The 19,181-nt window shown below is 62.0% G+C and carries 17 protein-coding genes; 6 read left to right on the forward strand and 11 right to left on the reverse strand.

What is annotated here, in order from left to right; genetic code table 11:
• Window positions 1-104 precede the first annotated feature (104 nt).
• Window positions 105-1,286, forward strand: coding sequence for a BaiN/RdsA family NAD(P)/FAD-dependent oxidoreductase (locus HU725_RS20780; RefSeq protein WP_186476345.1), 1,182 nt, complete (start codon window positions 105-107; stop codon window positions 1,284-1,286).
• 83 nt (window positions 1,287-1,369) lie between these two features.
• On the forward strand, window positions 1,370-3,553 hold the full coding sequence (gene yccS, locus HU725_RS20785; protein ID WP_186476344.1) for a YccS family putative transporter: 2,184 nt from the start codon (window positions 1,370-1,372) through the stop codon (window positions 3,551-3,553).
• Between the two features lie 110 nt (window positions 3,554-3,663).
• Here yccS and HU725_RS20790 read toward each other — a convergent pair whose 3' ends face one another.
• The 10 genes from HU725_RS20790 to tkt all read right to left on the reverse strand — a co-directional run bounded on the left by HU725_RS20790 (window position 3,664) and on the right by tkt (window position 13,916).
• Window positions 3,664-4,401: a substrate-binding periplasmic protein gene (locus HU725_RS20790; RefSeq protein ID WP_186476343.1), complete on the reverse strand. Its 738-nt coding sequence runs from the start codon at window positions 4,399-4,401 to the stop codon at window positions 3,664-3,666.
• Window positions 4,402-4,536: 135 nt separating this feature from the next.
• On the reverse strand, window positions 4,537-4,833 hold the full coding sequence (locus tag HU725_RS20795; protein WP_186476342.1) for a winged helix-turn-helix domain-containing protein: 297 nt from the start codon (window positions 4,831-4,833) through the stop codon (window positions 4,537-4,539).
• A 12-nt stretch (window positions 4,834-4,845) separates the two neighbouring features.
• Entirely contained in the window at window positions 4,846-5,346 is a 501-nt protein-coding gene (locus HU725_RS20800) for a M48 metallopeptidase family protein (protein ID WP_060478135.1), read from the reverse strand.
• 38 nt (window positions 5,347-5,384) lie between these two features.
• Window positions 5,385-7,505, reverse strand: coding sequence for a putative bifunctional diguanylate cyclase/phosphodiesterase (locus tag HU725_RS20805; RefSeq protein WP_186476341.1), 2,121 nt, complete (start codon window positions 7,503-7,505; stop codon window positions 5,385-5,387).
• A 199-nt stretch (window positions 7,506-7,704) separates the two neighbouring features.
• Complete coding sequence (gene fba / locus HU725_RS20810; protein ID WP_008093958.1) at window positions 7,705-8,769, reverse strand: class II fructose-bisphosphate aldolase; 1,065 nt, start codon at window positions 8,767-8,769, stop codon at window positions 7,705-7,707.
• A 100-nt stretch (window positions 8,770-8,869) separates the two neighbouring features.
• Window positions 8,870-9,199: an MliC family protein gene (locus HU725_RS20815; RefSeq protein ID WP_186476340.1), complete on the reverse strand. Its 330-nt coding sequence runs from the start codon at window positions 9,197-9,199 to the stop codon at window positions 8,870-8,872.
• 76 nt (window positions 9,200-9,275) lie between these two features.
• Window positions 9,276-9,494: a hypothetical protein gene (locus HU725_RS20820; RefSeq protein WP_060478138.1), complete on the reverse strand. Its 219-nt coding sequence runs from the start codon at window positions 9,492-9,494 to the stop codon at window positions 9,276-9,278.
• A 32-nt stretch (window positions 9,495-9,526) separates the two neighbouring features.
• Window positions 9,527-10,690 carry a phosphoglycerate kinase gene (locus tag HU725_RS20825; RefSeq protein ID WP_060478139.1) on the reverse strand — a complete coding sequence of 388 codons (1,164 nt, stop codon included), beginning with the start codon at window positions 10,688-10,690 and terminating at the stop codon, window positions 9,527-9,529.
• 12 nt (window positions 10,691-10,702) lie between these two features.
• The gene (epd, locus tag HU725_RS20830; RefSeq protein WP_186476339.1) at window positions 10,703-11,764 is read right to left on the reverse strand and encodes an erythrose-4-phosphate dehydrogenase; all 1,062 of its coding nucleotides are present in this window, start codon (window positions 11,762-11,764) and stop codon (window positions 10,703-10,705) included.
• Between the two features lie 154 nt (window positions 11,765-11,918).
• Window positions 11,919-13,916, reverse strand: a complete 1,998-nt coding sequence (gene tkt / locus HU725_RS20835; protein ID WP_060478141.1) for a transketolase — start codon at window positions 13,914-13,916, stop codon at window positions 11,919-11,921.
• A gap of 228 nt (window positions 13,917-14,144) precedes the next feature.
• On the opposite strand from tkt, the gene HU725_RS20840 reads away from it, so the two are divergent.
• The 4 genes from HU725_RS20840 to HU725_RS20855 all read left to right on the forward strand — a co-directional run bounded on the left by HU725_RS20840 (window position 14,145) and on the right by HU725_RS20855 (window position 18,681).
• Window positions 14,145-15,137, forward strand: a complete 993-nt coding sequence (locus HU725_RS20840; RefSeq protein ID WP_186476338.1) for an ArsR/SmtB family transcription factor — start codon at window positions 14,145-14,147, stop codon at window positions 15,135-15,137.
• Window positions 15,138-15,156: 19 nt separating this feature from the next.
• Entirely contained in the window at window positions 15,157-16,347 is a 1,191-nt protein-coding gene (gene metK, locus HU725_RS20845; protein WP_060478143.1) for a methionine adenosyltransferase, read from the forward strand.
• A 143-nt stretch (window positions 16,348-16,490) separates the two neighbouring features.
• On the forward strand, window positions 16,491-18,158 hold the full coding sequence (ligB, locus tag HU725_RS20850) for an NAD-dependent DNA ligase LigB (protein WP_186476337.1): 1,668 nt from the start codon (window positions 16,491-16,493) through the stop codon (window positions 18,156-18,158).
• 130 nt (window positions 18,159-18,288) lie between these two features.
• Window positions 18,289-18,681, forward strand: a complete 393-nt coding sequence (locus tag HU725_RS20855) for a DUF1090 domain-containing protein (protein ID WP_060478145.1) — start codon at window positions 18,289-18,291, stop codon at window positions 18,679-18,681.
• A 31-nt stretch (window positions 18,682-18,712) separates the two neighbouring features.
• Here the strand turns inward: HU725_RS20855 and HU725_RS20860 are convergent, their stop codons facing one another.
• Window positions 18,713-19,159: a c-type cytochrome gene (locus HU725_RS20860; protein ID WP_186476336.1), complete on the reverse strand. Its 447-nt coding sequence runs from the start codon at window positions 19,157-19,159 to the stop codon at window positions 18,713-18,715.
• Window positions 19,160-19,181: the final 22 nt, after the last annotated feature.

Raw genomic sequence — 19,181 nt, forward strand, 5'->3', positions numbered from 1 at the left:
TGGTAGAAGCGGGTTTACCCGCGAAGGTGACAGTGGGCTCACCACCGTCTTCGCGGGTGAACCGCTTGCACAGGGTTCAGCGTTTTTTCAAGAAGGTTTACACCGTGCATTCCACCGACGTGATCATCCTCGGCGCCGGCGCCGCCGGCCTGATGTGTGCCCAGCTCAGCGCGCGCCGCGGCCGCCGGGTATTGTTGCTCGACCACGCCAACAAACCCGGCAAGAAGATCCTGATGTCCGGCGGCGGGCGCTGCAACTTCACCAACCTCTACACCGAGCCGAGCAATTTCCTCTCGCATAACGCGCACTTCTGCAAATCGGCGCTGGCCCGCTACACCCAGTGGGACTTCATCGAGCTGGTTGCCAAGCATGCAGTGCCGTACCACGAAAAGAAGCTCGGCCAGCTGTTCTGCGACAACAAGGCCAGCGACATCCTCGATATGCTCCTGGCCGAATGCGATGAGGCAGGCGCCGAGATCCGCATGCACACCAGTATCGAGCACATCGAGAAGACCGAAGCCGGCTATTTGCTGCAAACCAGCGGCGGCCAGTTTGCCTGCCAGTCACTGGTCATCGCCACCGGCGGCCTGTCGATCCCGACTTTGGGCGCTACCGGTTTCGGCTACCAGGTAGCCCGCCAGTTCGGCCACACCCTGCTGCCGACCCGAGCCGGACTGGTGCCGTTCACGATCACCGAGCCCCAACTCAAGGCACTTTGCACCGAGCTTTCGGGCACCTCGTTGGACTGCACCGCCAGCTGCAACGGCGCCAGCTTCCGGGAGAACCTGCTGTTTACCCATCGCGGCCTCAGTGGCCCCGCGATCCTGCAGATTTCCTCGTTCTGGGAAGCCGGCGATACCGTGCAAATCAACCTGCTGCCCGACCGCGATGCACTGAGCTGGCTGCAGCAGATGCAGGTCGAGCGCGCCAACGCCGAATTGAAGACCGTGCTGGGCGAGGTATTCACCCGCAAGCTGGCCAACCTATTGGCCGACCAATGGTTCGAGTCGCGGCCGATGAAGCAGTACACACCAGTGCAACTGGCCCAGATCGCGGAGCAACTGGCCAACTGGCAAGTGGTGCCAGCGGGTACCGAAGGCTATCGCACAGCGGAAGTCACCCTCGGCGGCGTCGACACCCGTGAGGTGTCGTCAAAAACCATGGAATCGCTGAAAAGCTCTGGTTTGTACTTCATCGGCGAAGTGCTCGACGTTACCGGCCATTTGGGTGGTTTCAATTTCCAGTGGGCCTGGGCATCGGCCAACGCCGCAGCGCAGTTCGTGTAGAGTAGAATCCATTCAGCAGCACGGAACGCTTCTTGCTGGCCGTGCTGCAATGCATTCATTCGATCACTGCCTAGCAGGCCATCATGTCATCGAGCTCGTTGCGTCAGTCACTGCGTCGTCTGTGGGGCCAAGACAAGTTCAGCTACAGCATCCGGGTCACCATCGCCCTTACCGGCAGCCTGGCCCTGTGCTGGTACCAGAACGAAATGGCCCTGTTGATCCCACTGTTTCTCGGCATCATCGCCAGTGCCCTGGCCGAGACCGATGACAGCTGGCAAGGCCGCCTCAGCGCCCTGGCGGTCACCCTTCCCTGCTTTGCCATTGCCGCACTCGCTGTGGAGTTGCTGTTCCCCTACCCGTGGATCTTCGTCATCGCCCTGGCGCTGGCAGCCTTCGCGCTGACCATGCTCGGCGCCCTGGGCGAGCGTTATGGTGCGATCGCATCGGCAACCCTGATCACTTCGGTCTACACCATGATCGGTGTAGACCAACGCGGTGGCCAGGTCAGCGATTTCTGGCACGAGCCGATGCTGCTGGTGGCGGGCGCTGCATGGTATGGCCTGCTCTCGGTGCTGTGGCAGGCGCTGTTCTCCAACCAGCCGGTGCAGCAGAGCCTGGCCAAGCTGTTCTATGAATTGGGCAGCTACCTCAAGCTCAAGGCCAGCCTGTTCGAGCCGATCCGCAACCTCGATGTCGAGGCCCAGCGCCTGGACCTTGCTCGGCAGAATGGCAAGGTCGTGGCAGCATTGAACGCTGCCAAGGAAATCATCTTGCACCGGGTTGGCAACAGCCAACCGAACTCCAAGGTCAGCCGCTACCTGAAGTTGTACTTCTTGGCCCAGGACATCCATGAGCGGGTCAGTGCCTCGCACTACCCCTACAACGCCCTTAACGAAGCGTTCTTCCATAGCGATGTGATGTTTCGTTGCCAGCGCCTGCTGCGCAAGCAAGGCGCCTCCTGCCAGGAACTGGCACGCTCCATCCGCCTGCGTCAGCCATTCGTGCTGGCCACAGGCTTTGCCGAAGCCCTGGAAGACCTCAACGCCTCCCTCGAGCACTTGCGCTTGCAAAGCAACCCGGCCTGGCGCGGCCTGTTACGCTCACTGCGGGCGCTGGCCGCCAACCTGGCCACCCTCGACCGCCTGCTCAGCGCCGCCAGCAACCCCGACAGCCTGGCCGATGCCAGCGACAGCAGCCTGCTCGACCGCTCGCCGCGCAACTTCAAGGATGTCTGGACACGCCTGCGTACCCAGCTTACGCCGACTTCGCTGCTGTTCCGTCACGCGCTGCGCCTGCCGCTGGCGCTTTCGATCGGTTACGGCATGGTGCACCTAATCCACCCGACCCAGGGTTACTGGATCATCCTCACTACGTTGTTCGTCTGCCAGCCCAACTACGGCGCCACCCGGCGCAAGCTGGTGCAGCGGATATTCGGCACCGCGATAGGCCTGACCGTAGGCTGGGCGCTGTTCGACCTGTTCCCCAACCCGGTGATCCAGTCACTGTTCGCCGTGGCTGCAGGGGTGGTGTTCTTCGTCAACCGTACCACCCGCTACGCCCTGGCCACGGCTGCGATCACCCTGATGGTACTGTTCTGCTTCAACCAGATTGGGGATGGCTACGGCCTGTTCCTGCCGCGCTTGTTCGATACCTTGGTCGGCAGCCTGATCGCGATCCTCGCGGTATTCCTGTTCCTCCCCGACTGGCAAGGCCGGCGGCTGAACAAGGCACTGGCCAACACCCTCACCTGCGCCAGCGTGTACCTGCGCCAGATCATGCAGCAGTATGCTTACGGCAAGCGCGACGACCTCGCCTACCGCCTGGCTCGACGCAACGCCCACAACGCCGACGCAGCGCTGTCGACCACGCTGGCCAACATGTTGATGGAGCCTGGGCATTTCCGTAAGGAAGCTGATGTCGGTTTCCGCTTCCTGGTGCTCTCGCATACCTTGCTCAGCTACCTGTCGGGGCTGGGTGCTCACCGCGACACCGCCTTGCCGACCGATGTGCAGGAGCAGTTGATCGACGGCGCCGGACAAAGCCTGGCCAACAGCCTGGACGAAATCGCCAATGGTCTGTCGGCACGGCTGCCAGTGGCCATACACAGTGATACCGAAGAGGCCCTGGCCAATGCTCTGGAGCAGATGCCCGATGAGCTGGATGAGCATCAAAGGCTGGTGCAGACGCAGTTGGCGCTGATATGCCGGCAACTCGCGCCGCTGCGCACGCTGGCTGCTCACCTGATCAAAGAGGCGCCATCTACCTGAGGTGCTTTTTACAGCGGTCTGCTCGCCGCTGAAGCGGCACCTACCCACTAGCGTTCCCTGCGAGGCAGTCTTAACCCTCGGTGGTGAGCTTCACCCGATAACAGGCGGGGTCAGAAACCATACTGGTGCAGCAGCCGTGCGTAGCTTCCATCGGCTTTCATAGCAGCGATGGCCTGGTCGAAGCGCTCGACGATTTGCTGGTGGTCGGGGTGCTTGAGGCTCACCAGAATATGCAGGGTATTCTCACCCAGCAATGGCTCCATCAGTTCCACCTCATCGCGCACACTCTGCGGCTCGCGTTGCAAGTTGTAGCGGGCGACGTATTCATCCTCCACAGCCAGGTCGACCCTCGCGGCAGCCAGCATGCGCACGGCGGTTGAAAAGTCGCGCACTGGCACCTTGTGCAGGAGGGTGTCGGCATCGAACGCTGAAGAGTAAGCGTAGTCGCGCACCACAGCGATACTGAAGGGATAGAGATCGGACTGGCGTTGGTAGCGCAACGTCTGGCCCTTGCGCTTGAGGAGGCGGATGCGATTGCTCAGGTAGCCCTTGGAGAACTGCCCAAGCCGTTTGCGTGCATCGTTGTGCCAAGCGTTTATCAGCACGTCGTAGCGCCCCTCGCCAATGCCCATCAACGCTCGCGCCCAAGGCACTTGCTCGTAGCTGCTGGTATAACCGGCGCGGGCCAGCGCCGTGGTGACCAGGCTGGTGGCCAAGCCACCGCCCGGCATGCTGCTTTCGGTGAACGGCGGCCAGGTATCGGCCACTAGCCGCAGCTTGTTCTGGGCCAGTGCAGGACCTGCAACGAGCACACCCAGCAAACCCAACGCGCAAAGCAGTGGCCGCATGCATAAGTCCTTTTGCAGTGGGGGGCACACGCAGTGATAGGCGATTCGCAAAAGTGAGCGTACACAAAGAGGCTGCAGGTGGCAGCAGCCAATAGTGTCATTTAGCCTCTATTTTGGCCGTGAGGACGCAACAACTCATGGATAGCCCAGTACTTCTTTGACCTGCCGCAGGTTGCGGACGATCCACTGCTTGTCGATCGCCCCCCAGTCGTGAATGCGATAATGCCCAGCATGGTTGCGCGCCCCTTCCTGCTGCTCGAACTCACAAAGGATATCCAGGTCGGCGAGCGCAGCGATGGTGTCCTGGGCCGTACGCCGAGGCATGCCGGTGGCCTCCACAAGCGCTGGCACGCTGGTGGCAGCCTGGCTGTCGATCAGCCAGGCCACGTACAGGCGGCGATAGAAACTGCTTTTGGTCTTGCTCACATCCATGCTGCGTGGTCCTTACAGGTTGCCCGGCAACTCCCGGTAGGTCAGGTAGACGCGCAGGTCGAACTCCAGTTGATGGTAGGCCGGCTCCATGTGTTGGCAGAGCTGGTAGAACGCTTTGTTGTGGTCGCGCTCGCGCAGGTGCGCCAGCTCGTGCACCACGATCATGCGCAGAAATTCCGGCGCGGCCTCCTTGAACAACGAGGCGATTCGAATTTCTTTCTTCGCCTTGAGCTTGCCACCCTGTACTCGCGATACCGCCGTGTTGAGCCCCAGGGCCCGATGGGTCAGGTCCAAGCGGTTGTCGAACAGTACCTTGTCCAGGTTAGGCGCGCTGCGCAGGTATTGCTGGCGCAGGTCCTGGGCATAACTGTACAGCGCCTTGTCGCTCTGCACGTCATGGCGCCCGGGGTAGCGCCGTTCAAGGTATTGGCCCAGGCGGTCGCTGTCGATCATCTGCCGCACCTGCTCTTGCAGGTGCGGGGGGTAGGCTTGCAAATAGCGTAATACGGTCATGGCATGGCTTCGGCGTAACGAACGCTGATTCTAGCCAATCACAGCCCAGGCCAGGGATAAATTGCCGGAAAGCCAGTGGCATCGGCCGCTGTCAGTGGATGTGCCACCAGAAAACCCTGACTGTAAGCGCATCCGTTCGCTTTGAGCCACGCGGCCTGGGCCTGTGTCTCTACCCCCTCGGCGATCACAGTGATGCCGTACTGCCCGCACAAATCGATGACCGTACGCACCAAAGCGGCATCTACCGCCGAATCCGGCAAACGCGCCACCAGATGGCGGTCCAGCTTCAAGGTGTCGATAGGCAGGTCGCGCAACATGCGCAGCGAGCAGTCGCCAGCGCCAAAGTCGTCCAAGGCCACTCGCACGCCCAGGTCGCGCAGGCGTTGGGTCTGTTTGATCGCCGCCTCGATGTTGTACATCAAGGAGGTCTCGGCCACCTCGACCTCCAGTTGTGCCGGGTCCAGGTGATAATCCTGAATCACCCGCTGCAGTTCATCGACCAGGCTCGGCATGGTGAACTGCGCTCGGCTCAGGCTGATGCCCAAGACCAGTTCCGGGGCAAATGCCCGGCACCACGCCTGACGTTGCGCGGCGCCTTGACGATAGATCCAGCTGGCCAGCCGGTTGATCAGGCGCGCCTCCTCCAGCAGCGGGATGAACAGGCCGGGCGGCACATCGCCTACGCTTGGGTGCTGCCAGCGCAGCAGCGCCTCGAAACCACGCAGGCGACCATCGGCAAAGGCCACCTGAGGTTGGTAGACAAGGGTGAAGTCGTGGTCTTCGATGGCATTGCGCACGCTGTCTTCGAGCATCAGGCGCGAACGAGCGCGGCCATTGAGTTCCACATCATAAAAACGATACTGGTGGCGGCCGGCCTGCTTGGCCGCATACATCGCGGTATCGGCAGCGCGCAGCAAGCCCTCGACATTCGCGCCGCAGTCGGGGTATGTGGCGATGCCGATGCTCACGCCCAGGCACACGTCGACCCCGTCCACCTGCTGCTGAATCGACACCCGCTCGAGCAGCTTCTCGGCGTGGCGCCCGGCTAGCTCCGGATAGGGCAAACCATCGAACAGCGCGATGAACTCGTCACCGCCGATGCGCGCCAACAGCGCCTCGCTGCCAAGGCAGTCTTTGATCTGCTCAGCCACCCAGCGCAGCACCCGGTCGCCGGCTTCGTGGCCCAGCGAGTCATTGATCCGCTTAAACCCGTCCAGGTCCATGTACATCAAGGCCTGGGCCTTGTTCGAATGCTCGCCGCGCAGCAACACGCCTTCGGCCGACTGATAGAAACCACGGCGGTTGAGCAGCCCGGTCAGAGGATCGGTCACCGCCTGATATTCCAGTTGCTGGTGCAGGCTACGCTCGGCCGACATGTCCAGCACCGTGACCACCATCGACTGCTGTTCCGCCGGCAGCGGCGCGCATGACAGGGCGACCGGTATCAGGTGGCCCTGCGGGGTGCGCAGGTGGGCATCGTGGACGCGTACGATCTGCCGCGTCAGGTAGGCGTTGTAGAACTCGGACTCGTTCCACAAGCTGGCACTGGCCAATTGCAGCAGATCAAGCAGGCGGGAACCCTGAAGTTGCCCAACCGGAGCGCACATCAAGCTTGAGATTGCCGGGTTGGCGAAGCTGATGACGCCGCTGGCGTCGACAACCAGGATGCCCTCGGCGGCGTTTTCGAGGATGGAGGCGTTGAACGTCCGGGCAGCCTCAAGCTCCCGGGTCAGGCGCTGCAGCATGCGCCGATTGCGCTGCTGTTCCAACTGGGCTTGAACCTTGGGCTTGAGGATCTGAGGATCGAACGGCTTGAACAGATAATCCACCGCCCCGCTGGCATAGCCCTTGAGCACGGCCGCTTCGGACTGCTCGTTGGCGGTGAGGAAGATGATTGGGGTCAGCCGGGTACGCTGGCTGCCGCGCATCAGGCGGGCCACCTCAAAACCATCCATTTCCGGCATCTGCACATCGAGCAGGACCAGATCGACCTCGTGTTCCAGCAGCTTGCCCAAGGCCTCCATGCCCGAGCTTGCGGTCAATACTTGCCAATCGTTGCGCGCCAGCAGGGCACGCATGCTGATGAGGTTTTCCGGGTAATCATCTACCACCAGAAGAACAGACGTTCCATCCAGTGGTTGAGGGTAAGCGCCATCCATGCTGCGTCTCTTGTATGACCGACTTCAAAGTCCTTTTGGATCCGATTAACACTCTAGACCCGTGCATGCAGCAAGCAATGCAACCAGATAGCTATCAATCGACAAGTTTCACGTTAGCCGACTAACGGTGTGCCTGCAGCATTTGCGACACATAAAAAAACCCGCATCGCTGCGGGTTTCTTCAGTTCTTGCCTGAGACTCAGTTGACCTTGGCGGCCAGCTCACCTTTGAGGTAGCGCTGGAACATGCCTTCCAGGGAGATCGGCTTGATCTTCGAGGCATTGCCGGCGGTGCCGAAGGCTTCGTAACGGGCGATGCACACATCACGCATGGCCTTCACGGTCTCACCGAAGAATTTGCGCGGGTCGAACTCGCTCGGGTTCTGCGCCATCAGGCGGCGCATGGCACCGGTAGAGGCCAGACGCAGGTCGGTGTCGATGTTGACCTTGCGAACGCCGTGTTTGATGCCTTCGACGATTTCCTCGACCGGTACACCGTAGGTTTCCTTGATGTCGCCACCGTACTGGTTGATGATCGCCAGCCACTCTTGTGGTACCGAGGAAGAACCGTGCATCACCAGGTGGGTGTTGGGGATACGCTTGTGAATTTCCTTGATACGGTCGATGGCCAGCACGTCACCGGTAGGTGGCTTGGTGAACTTGTACGCACCGTGGCTGGTGCCGATGGCGATGGCCAGGGCGTCGACCTGGGTTTTCTTGACGAAGTCGGCGGCTTCTTCCGGGTCGGTCAGCATTTGGCTGTGGTCCAGCACACCTTCGGCACCGATGCCGTCTTCTTCACCGGCCATGCCGGTCTCCAGCGAACCCAGGCAGCCCAGTTCACCTTCTACCGAAACACCACAGGCGTGGGCCATGGCCACGGTCTGCTGGGTGACGCGCACGTTGTACTCGTAGTCGGTCGGGGTCTTGCCATCCTCGCCCAGCGAGCCGTCCATCATTACCGAGCTGAAGCCCAACTGAATGGAACGCTGGCACACGTCAGGGCTGGTGCCGTGGTCCTGGTGCATGCACACCGGAATGTGCGGGAATTCTTCGATGGCAGCCAGGATCAGGTGGCGCAGGAACGGAGCACCGGCATATTTGCGGGCACCGGCCGAAGCCTGGACGATCACTGGAGAGTCGGTCTTGTCGGCCGCTTCCATGATGGCGCGCATCTGCTCGAGGTTGTTGACGTTGAAAGCCGGAACGCCGTAACCGAACTCGGCGGCGTGGTCCAGCATCTGGCGCATGCTAATGAGTGCCATTGTGTATCTCTCTCCCGACAAGCGTCGTTTGTTTCGTGCAAGCCTGCCGCAGGGGCGGTTGCTGTTCAAGTAGTGTGGGCCACCTGGGCGGCCCGGCCATTCACGGTGCCTTGCAGCCCCGCCCAATCAGATCGTTGGTCGCCACCCAGTACACCAGGCCTTCTTCGCCCTTGGTGTGAAAGGCCAGCACGCCGTCGCTGTACAGCGCGCCAGAGGCGCCCGGCTCGGATTTGAGCCGGTATACCTGGTCACCGCCGCCCAGGCGTACGTCAACCTGGTCGCGCTCGGCATCGGCAAAGCGCCACAGCACTTCGGCCTGGGTGTCGCACACCCAGCGGGTCCAGTCATCCGCAGGGGCGGAGGGCGCAGACTGCATCAGCGAGCAGCCTGCCAGTGTCGCCAGGGCCGTCGCGGCCAGCAGCGCTTTCATTGCATATCCTCTAGATGACCGCATTGCAGTCGCTTGGTTGCCTGCCCCGACCAAACGCCCGAGGCAGGAACGCACTTCAAGGGCAACCCGGCGCCTGGCGCTGGTGTTCTTCGTCGTACTTTTCCAGGCCTTGCGGGCCCACACGCTTGCTGATGACCGGCACGGTTTCGGCCTGCCATTCAGACTGGTAGCAACCGCCCTTGGGCGGTTGCGAGGGGTCGGCCTCAGGGGACGGGCTGCTGGAGCACGCGCCTAGCAGGCCAGCCAGAATCATCAAAGGCAATTGCTTGACCATCAGGTCACTCCCTTTGCCAGGCGCCGCCCTGCTCAGGCTTTTGCCCGCTCTTCAAGGATCGCCACGGCCGGCAGCACTTTGCCTTCGACGAACTCGAGGAAGGCACCGCCACCGGTAGAAATGTAGGAGATATCCTTGCTTACGCCATATTTGTCGATGGCAGCCAGAGTATCGCCACCACCGGCGATGGAAAATGCAGCGCTTTCAGCGATGGCCTTGGCCAGTACCTGAGTGCCGTTACCGAATTGATCGAACTCGAATACGCCAACCGGGCCATTCCACAAAATGGTCTTGGACGACTTCAGCAGGTCGGCGAACTGGGCAGCGGTTTGCGGGCCGATGTCCAGGATCATGTCGTCGGCAGCTACGTCGGCAATGGCCTTGACCGTAGCTTGCGCGGTTTCGGCGAACTCCTTGGCCACCACGACATCGACCGGTAGGGGAACGCTGACCTTGGCGGCGATGGCCTTGGCCGTTTCGACCAGGTCAGGCTCGTACAGCGACTTGCCAACCGGGTGACCGGCTGCTGCCAGGAAGGTGTTGGCGATGCCGCCACCGACGATCAGTTGGTCGCACACGCCGCTCAAGCTGTTCAGGACATCCAGCTTGGTCGACACCTTGGAGCCAGCGACGATGGCCGCCATCGGTTTGGCCGGGGCCTTGAGGGCCTTGCCCAAGGCATCCAGCTCAGCGGCCAGCAGCGGGCCGGCAGCAGCGATTTTGGCGAACTTCGCCACGCCATGGGTGGAGCCTTCGGCGCGGTGAGCGGTGCCGAAAGCGTCCATCACGAACACGTCACACAAAGCCGCGTACTGCTGGGCCAGCTCGTCAGCGTTTTTCTTCTCACCCTTGTTGAAGCGCACGTTTTCGAACAGCACCAGGTCACCTGCGTTCACTTGAACGCCGCCCAGGTAGTCGGCAACCAACGGTACATCGCGGCCCAGGGCCTTACTCAGGTAGTCGGCAACCGGCTGCAGGCTGTTCTCGGCAGAGAACTCGCCTTCGGTCGGGCGGCCCAGGTGCGAGCAGACCATCACCGCTGCACCCTTTTCCAGGGCCAGCTTGATGGTCGGCAGCGCTGCCAGGATACGCGCATCGCTGGATACCACACCGTCCTTCACAGGAACGTTGAGGTCTTCGCGAATCAGTACGCGCTTACCTTGCAGGTCGAGGTCGGTCATCTTCAACACGGTCATGAATGCAGTCCTTCAGGGCTGTTTGCTGCGGGTTGGGTGAACGACGTGCAGATAATGGTCGGCAACGTCGAGCATACGGTTGGCGAACCCCCATTCGTTGTCGAACCAGGCCAGCAGGTTCACCAGGCGAGTGCCGGAAACGCGGGTCTGGCTGGCATCGACGATGGCCGAATGCGGGTCATGGTTGAAATCACAGCTGGCGTGAGGCAGCTCGGTGTATGCCAACAAGCCTTTGAGCGGGCCGCTCAGCGCGGCCTCGCGCAGCACCCGGTTGACTTCGGCCGCGCTGGTGTCGCGGGAGGTCTGCAGGGTGATGTCCAGGCATGAGACGTTGACGGTTGGCACACGTACCGCTTTGGCCTGGATTCGCCCGGCAAGTTCCGGAAGCAGGCGCTCGATACCGCGCGCAAGGCCGGTGGATACCGGGATAACCGACTGGAAGGCCGAGCGCGTGCGGCGCAGGTCTTCATGGTGGTAGGCGTCGATCACCGGCTGATCGTTCATCGCCGAGTGAATGGTGGTGATCTGCACGTACTCGATACCCAATGCCTGGTCAAGCACGCGCAGCAGCGGCACACCACAGTTGGTGGTACACGAAGCGTTGGAAACCAAGCGTTCGGTACCGGTCAGGCACTGTTGGTTGATGCCGTAGACCACGGTGGCGTCGACGTCGGCTTCACTGGCCATCGGCTGCGAGAAAAGCACGCGCGGTGCGCCGGCATCAAGGAAGCGCTGGCCATCGGCGCGGGTGTGATAGACACCCGAGCATTCCAGCACCAGGTCGATGCCCAAAGCGGCCCAATCGATGCCTTCAGGGGTGGCACTGCGCATGACTTTCACGCAATCGCCATTGATATGCAGACAATCGCCATCGACCCTCACCTGGCCGGGAAAACGCCCGTGGGTGGAGTCGAAGCGTGTCAGGTATTCGATACTGGCCTGGTCGGCCAGGTCGTTGAGCGCGACGATCTCGAAGCCGGCCTGGGCCCCCCGCTCGAACAGTGCGCGCAGGACACAGCGGCCGATGCGGCCATAACCGTTGAGTGCAACTTTGTAGGGACGCGGGTGGGGCATTCGGTGCTCACGAGACAGTCTTATTGTCATCAGCCTACGGATCGAGTGCGTGGCCCTTATTCGCGGGCAAGCCCGCCGCCACAGGGTCATATGCAACCTCTGTGGGGGCGGGCTTGCCCGCGAGCAGGGGCGACACCGCCCGCAGATCTTTACATCAGTCTTCCAGCAGTTCTTCGGCAGTACCCAGAATGTTGTCCAGGGTGAAGCCGAACTCCTCGAACAGTGCAGCGGCCGGGGCCGATTCACCGTAGGTGGTCATGCCGATGATACGGCCTTCCAGCCCCACATATTTGTACCAGAAGTCAGCATGGGCGGCTTCGATGGCGATGCGCGCAGCCACTTCGACCGGCAGTACCGACTGCTTGTACGCAGCGTCCTGAGCATCGAACACGCTGGTGCAAGGCATGGAGACAACGCGGACTTTGCGGCCTTGCTCGGTGAGCTTGGCATGGGCCTGAACGGCCAGGCCCACTTCCGAACCGGTGGCGATCAGAATCAGCTCCGGCTCGCCAGCGCAATCCTTGAGCACGTAGCCACCGCGGCTGATGTCAGCGATCTGCTGTGCGTCGCGCTCCTGGTGCTGCAGGTTCTGGCGCGAGAAGATCAGCGCAGATGGGCCGTCCTTGCGTTCCAGGGCGTTTTTCCAGGAAACGGCCGATTCGACCGCGTCGGCTGGGCGCCAGGTATCCAGGTTGGGGGTGCTGCGCAGGCTGGCGAGCTGCTCGATCGGCTGGTGAGTCGGGCCGTCTTCGCCAAGACCGATGGAGTCGTGGGTGTAGACATGAATCACGCGCTGCTTCATCAGGGCCGACATGCGCACCGCGTTGCGGGCGTATTCCATGAACATCAGGAAGGTCGCGCCGTAAGGGACCAGGCCACCGTGCAGGGCAACACCGTTCATGATCGCAGTCATGCCGAATTCACGCACGCCGTAGAACACGTAGTTGCCGCTGGCATCGTTTGCTTCGACGCCTTTGCAGCCTTTCCACAGGGTCAGGTTGGAACCGGCCAGGTCAGCCGAACCACCGAGAAACTCAGGCAGCAGCGGGCCGAAGGCATTGAGCGCGTTCTGGCTGGCCTTGCGGCTGGCGATGGTTTCACCCTTGGCAGCCACTTCGTTGATATAGGCCTGGGCCTTTTCGCTGAAGTCGGCCGGCAGCTCGCCGCTGTCACGGCGCTTGAACTCGGCAGCCAGCTCGGGGTAAGCCTTGGCGTATGCCTCGAAACGCAGGTTCCAGTCGGCTTCAGCCTTGGCACCGGCTTCTTTGGCATCCCATTCGGCATAAATGTCGGCCGGGATTTCGAACGGGCCGTGGCTCCAGTTCAATGCTTTGCGGGTCAGGGCGATTTCGTCACTGCCCAGCGGAGCGCCGTGGCTGTCTTCTTTACCCTGCTTGTTCGGCGAACCGAAGCCGATGGTGGTCTTGCAGCAGATCAGGGTCGGGCGGTCGCTCTTGCGCGCCGTCTCGATGGCCATCTTGATCTCGTCGGCGTCGTGGCCGTTGACGTTGCGGATCACCTGCCAGTTGTACGCTTCGAAACGTGCTGGGGTGTTATCGGTGAACCAGCCGTGCACTTCACCGTCGATGGAGATGCCATTGTCGTCATAGAAGGCGATCAGCTTGTTCAGGCCCAAAGTGCCGGCAAGGGAAGCGACTTCGTGGGAGATGCCTTCCATCATGCAACCGTCGCCCATGAATACATAGGTGTTGTGGTCGACGATGTTGTGGCCTTCACGGTTGAACTGGGCAGCCAGGACTTTTTCGGCCAGGGCGAAGCCCACGGCGTTGGCCAGGCCCTGACCGAGCGGGCCGGTGGTGGTCTCAACGCCCGGGGTGTAGCCATATTCCGGGTGGCCTGGGGTACGGCTGTGCAGTTGGCGGAAACCCTTGAGGTCGTCGATCGACAGGTCGTAGCCGGTCAGGTGCAGCAGCGAGTAGATCAGCATCGAGCCGTGGCCGTTGGACAGCACGAAGCGGTCACGGTCGGCGAAATCCGGGTTGCTCGGGTTGTGCTTCATGTAGTCGCGCCACAGCACTTCGGCGATATCCGCCATGCCCATTGGGGCACCTGGGTGGCCGCTGTTGGCCTTTTGCACGGCATCCATGCTGAGGGCACGAATGGCGTTGGCACGTTCACGACGGCTGGGCATCGCTTATCTCCTGGGGGCTTGAAAGGGGTGGTGAGACGAAAAAGACGGCTATTTTCGCCCACTGCGGGGGCCGGGGGCAATGACGGATGGTCGCAGTTGGGGGATTTTCCTGTGATTGGGCCGCATTGCGGCGAAAAAATCGACAGATGTACCCGCCCATCCATCAATATCAAAACTTTTTGATATTGACCTTGCTAGGGCAGCCTTGCCTGTCTAGACTGCCGCCCCATGAACCTACGTGCGCAACCGCTGCCCCAGCAAAGCGACACACTGGCTGCTCTGTGCAAAGCCAGTGGCGACGAGCTGCGCCTGAATGTATTGCGCGCGTTGGCCAGCGATTCGTTCGGCGTGCTGGAGCTTGCGCAGATCTTCGACATCGGCCAGTCAGGCATGAGCCATCACCTCAAAGTGCTGGCCCAGGCGGATCTCGTGGCCACCCGGCGTGAGGGCAATGCGATTTTCTATCGCCGTGCCCTGCCCGACGGCCAGCGCTTTGGCGGGCGCCTGCACATGGCCCTGCTCGATGAAGTTGACGGTCTGACTTTGCCCGAGGACGTACAGGCGCGCATCGCCCAGGTGCAGCAACGCCGAGCCGCCACCAGCCAGGACTTCTTCCTGCGTGTGGAAGAGAAGTTTCGCGCCCAGCAAGACCTGATCGCCGGCCTGCCGCAGTACCGCGAGAGCCTGCTGGCGCTGCTCGACAAGCTGAACTTCGCCCCGGCTGCCAGTGCACTGGAAGTTGGCCCCGGCGATGGCGGCTTCCTGCCGGACCTGGCGCGGCGCTTCGCCAAGGTCACGGCCATGGATAACAGCCCGACCATGCTCGAGCTGGCGCGCCAGGTCTGCGAACGCGAATGCCTGAGTAATGTAAACCTGCAGTTGGCCGATGCACTGGGTGCAACGGATGTGGAAGCCGACTGCGTTGTGCTGAATATGGTCCTGCACCACTTCAGCGACCCGGCCCTGGCCCTGCGCCAGCTGGCCAAACGGGTGAAGGCAGGCGGCAGCCTGCTGGTCACCGAACTGTGCAGCCATGACCAGGGGTGGGCGCGGGAAGCCTGCGGCGACCTCTGGCTAGGCTTCGAACAGGACGACCTGGCCCGTTGGGCCACAGCAGCCGGGCTGGCCCCCGGGGACAGCCTGTATGTGGGCTTGCGTAACGGTTTCCAGATTCAGGTCCGCCATTTTCAGCGGACGGCTGGCGACACTCACCATCGGTAAATTTTAGGAACCCGTCGAGATGAGCGAATACTCCCTTTTCACCTCCGAGTCCGTGTCTGAAGGGCATCCGGACAAAATCGCCGACCAGATTTCGGACGCGGTCCTGGATGCCATCATCGCCCAGGACAAATACGCCCGCGTAGCCTGTGAAACCCTGGTCAAGACCGGTGTCGCCATCATCGCCGGTGAAGTCAGCACCTCTGCCTGGGTCGACCTGGAAGAACTGGTGCGCAAGGTCATCATCGATATCGGCTACAACAGCTCCGACGTTGGTTTCGACGGCGCCACCTGCGCCGTGATGAACATCATCGGCAAGCAGTCGGTGGACATCGCCCAGGGCGTCGACCGCTCCAAGCCGGAAGACCAAGGCGCCGGTGACCAAGGTTTGATGTTCGGCTACGCCAGCAACGAAACCGACGTACTGATGCCGGCCCCGATCTGCTTCTCGCACCGCCTGGTCGAGCGTCAGGCCGAAGCGCGCAAGTCTGGCCTGCTGCCGTGGCTGCGCCCGGACGCCAAGTCCCAGGTCACCTGCCGCTACGAAAATGGCAAGGTTGTGGGTATCGATGCGGTGGTGCTGTCGACCCAGCACAATCCTGAGGTCTCGCAAAAAGACCTGCAGGAAGCCGTGATGGAGCTGATCGTCAAGCACACCCTGCCGGCCGAACTGCTGCACAAAGGCACCCAGTACCACATCAACCCGACCGGCAACTTCATCATCGGTGGCCCGGTGGGCGACTGTGGCCTGACCGGCCGCAAGATCATCGTTGACTCCTATGGCGGCATGGCACGTCACGGTGGTGGGGCCTTCTCTGGCAAAGACCCGTCCAAGGTCGACCGCTCCGCTGCCTACGCCGGCCGTTACGTGGCCAAGAACATCGTCGCTGCAGGCCTGGCCGAACGCTGCGAGATCCAGGTGTCCTACGCCATTGGCGTAGCCCAGCCAACCTCGATATCGATCAACACCTTCGGCACCGGCAAAGTATCGGACGAGAAGATCATTCAACTGGTGCGTGAGTGCTTCGATCTGCGCCCATATGCCATCACCAAAATGCTCGACCTGCTGCACCCGATGTACCAGGAAACCGCAGCCTACGGGCACTTCGGCCGCCAGCCGCAGCAGAAGACCGTCGGCGACGACACCTTCACCACGTTCACCTGGGAGCTTACCGACCGCGCCCAGTCGCTGCGTGACGCTGCCGGCCTGTAATTTCCCTACAGCGGTAACTGAAGGCCCCTGCCGAGCGATCGGCTGGGGCCTTTTTTGTGACATATCGGCTGACAACTGCCTAGGGCAGCGCTGCTCGTGTTTGCCTAGGCTGAAGCTTCCACTGCCAAGCAAGGATGCTGGCCATGCCGCTGCTGCTAGTGTTGCTGCTGTTCATGCCACTCAAGACCCACGCCACAGGCTGCCCGAACTGGTCGGCTGAGCGGGCTCATGCAGAGGTCACTCGCCTGCATGAAACGGTGCGCCGTTGGGACGACCACTACCACCGGCTGGGTCAATCCCTGGTGCCGGACCAGGTGTACGACCAGAGCAGGCAGCGCCTTGTGCACCTGCAAGGCTGCTTCGCCCTGCCGAGCGAGCTGAACTCGCTGGCCAGCGCACGTGGGCCGATCGCCCACCCCATCCGTCATACAGGTGTCGCCAAGCTCTCGGACGAAAGGGCTGTGGCCCAATGGATGCGAGGCAAGGCCGAAGTCTGGCTGCAACCCAAGGTGGATGGCGTCGCAGTCACCCTGGTCTACCGCCAAGGTCGGCTGGTGCAGCTGCTCAGCCGTGGAGATGGCATCAACGGCCATGACTGGAGCCGGCATATCGACTCGCTGCAGCGCCTTAACCATCCACTGACCCACCCATTGGACCTGACATTGCAAGGCGAGCTTTACCTGCATCTGGATCACCACGTACAGGCACAGGCAGGCAGCGTCAACGCTCGCGCCACGGTCGCAGGCTTGTTGGCACGCAAGCAGCTGAGCGGTGAACAAGGCTTAGGCATCGCCCTGTTCGTCTGGGACTGGCCGCAGGGGCCCAGGGATCAAGGCGAGCGCATGGCAAGGTTGGCCGCCCTGGGTTTTTCCGACAGCCAGCGCTTGAGTGTGTCCATCGGCACTGCCGCCGAGGCGGAGCAGTGGCGCCAGCACTTTTACCGCACAGCCCTGCCCTTTGCCACGGACGGCGTGATCCTGCGCCAGAATGCAAGGCCAGCCGCCGAGCGCTGGGAGGTTAACGCGCCCTACTGGATCGCGGCCTGGAAGTACCCCATTACCCAGGCGCTGGCCGAAGTCCGTGACGTGCACTTTCGCATTGGCCGCACTGGCAGGGTCACCCCCATTCTGAAACTACAGCCGGTCCAGTTCGATGACCGCCTTATCGCGCAAGTGAGCCTTGGCTCCCTCGCACGCTGGCGGGCGCTCGAAGTTGGCCCGGGGGACCACGTCGTCATCGGCCTGGCGGGGCTGACCATCCCTCGCTTCGAGCAGGTTGCACACCGCGCCGCCGAGCGTCGCAGCGTTAAAGCACCTGCACTCGACGATTACGGCCCAATGACATGCTGGCAAGCGACGGACCACTGCGAAGAACAGTTCGTTGCGCGCCTGACCTGGCTCAGTGGCAAACATGGCCTGGCCATGCCGGGCACCGGGCCAGGCACCTGGCGACGACTGGTACGTGGCGGGCTGGTGACATCGCTGGCAGACTGGCTGGCGCTGGATGCCGAGCAGTTGGCCGAGCTGCCAGGGATCGGCGCCAACAGCGCCAGCCGCCTGCAGCGCAGTTTCGAGCTTGGCCGCAGCAGACCCTTCAGCCAGTGGGTCAACGGCCTTGGCGTGCCGGCCCCGCGCGCCTGGTCGACGCAGGATGACTGGGCAACCCTCGCCAGCCGCTCCGCCGCGCAATGGCAAGCCCTGCCTGGCGTTGGCGCTACCCGCGCCAACCAGCTAGAGGCGTTTTTCGCAGCTGAGCCTGTGCAAGAGCTTGCCCGGCAACTGGCGGAAAATGGCATAGCCGGTTTTGAATGACTTTTCAGCGGCGCCTTGTAAGGAAGTGCCAGGATTGCGTCAGAAAAGTCCAACAAGGGTTCCTAAATCATCAAAAGCAAGGCAGGATTTGCTCCATCTTTTGCTGCCCCGCCCCCTCAAGGAGGCCCCGATGAAATTGATTTCCACCCTGGTAGTGCTCAGCGCACTAGGCCTCACTACCGGCGCCGCCCAAGCCGCTCAACCCGAACAAGGCCTCAGCGGTTGCGCGGCCAAGCGCAGCGCTATCGAAAACCAGCTCAAAATTGCCCGCGATCATGGCAACAGCGACCAAGTCGCAGGCCTTGAGCAAGCGCTGCGCGGCGTCGAGAACTGCACCGATGCCAGCCTGCGCAAAGAGCGCGAGCAAAAAGTGCTCGATGCCCGTCATGAGGTGGCGCAACGGGAAAAAGACCTGAGAAAGGCCGAGAAAAAAGGCGACGCTGAAAAAATCAACAAGCGCAAAGACAAGCTTGCCGAATCCCGCAAGGAACTTCAGGAAGCAGTGGACGACCTGGACCGCTGACCGTGTGGGGGGCGCCTGTCGCGGCAGGCGATCAATGGTTGCGAAATTCGCTGTGGCACGCTTTGCACGCTGCCTCGACCTTGGCCATGGGCGCTTTCAGTTGCGCGGGGTCCAAGGGCTGGGTTCGGGTCGACTCGACCAACTCGCCGGTCACGCCCTCCAGTTGCCGGGCAAGGTCATGGAAACGCTCCTGACGCTGCCAAACCTCTGCGCGCGCGCTGCTGTCACCCTCATCACGCACCTGTGGAAAATGCTCCCACGGCGCGTGAGCCAGGCTGTCGAGCCTAAGCGCGCCCTCGGTGAACTTCAGCCCCTCGAAAGGCAAGCGACCACGCAGCATGCCCCCCATATCTTCGCTGGTCTTGAGCATGTCCTTGAAAATGGCCTTGCGCTTGCCAAGTGGCGAGTTAGGGTCGACCCGGTCACAGGCGGTAAGGGCAAGGGCGGCAAGCAGTACAACAGTCAATCGCTTGAACATCACAGTCACATAGGCCTCGCAA

The organism is Pseudomonas promysalinigenes (assembly GCF_014269025.2).
Classification (GTDB): domain Bacteria; phylum Pseudomonadota; class Gammaproteobacteria; order Pseudomonadales; family Pseudomonadaceae; genus Aquipseudomonas; species Aquipseudomonas promysalinigenes.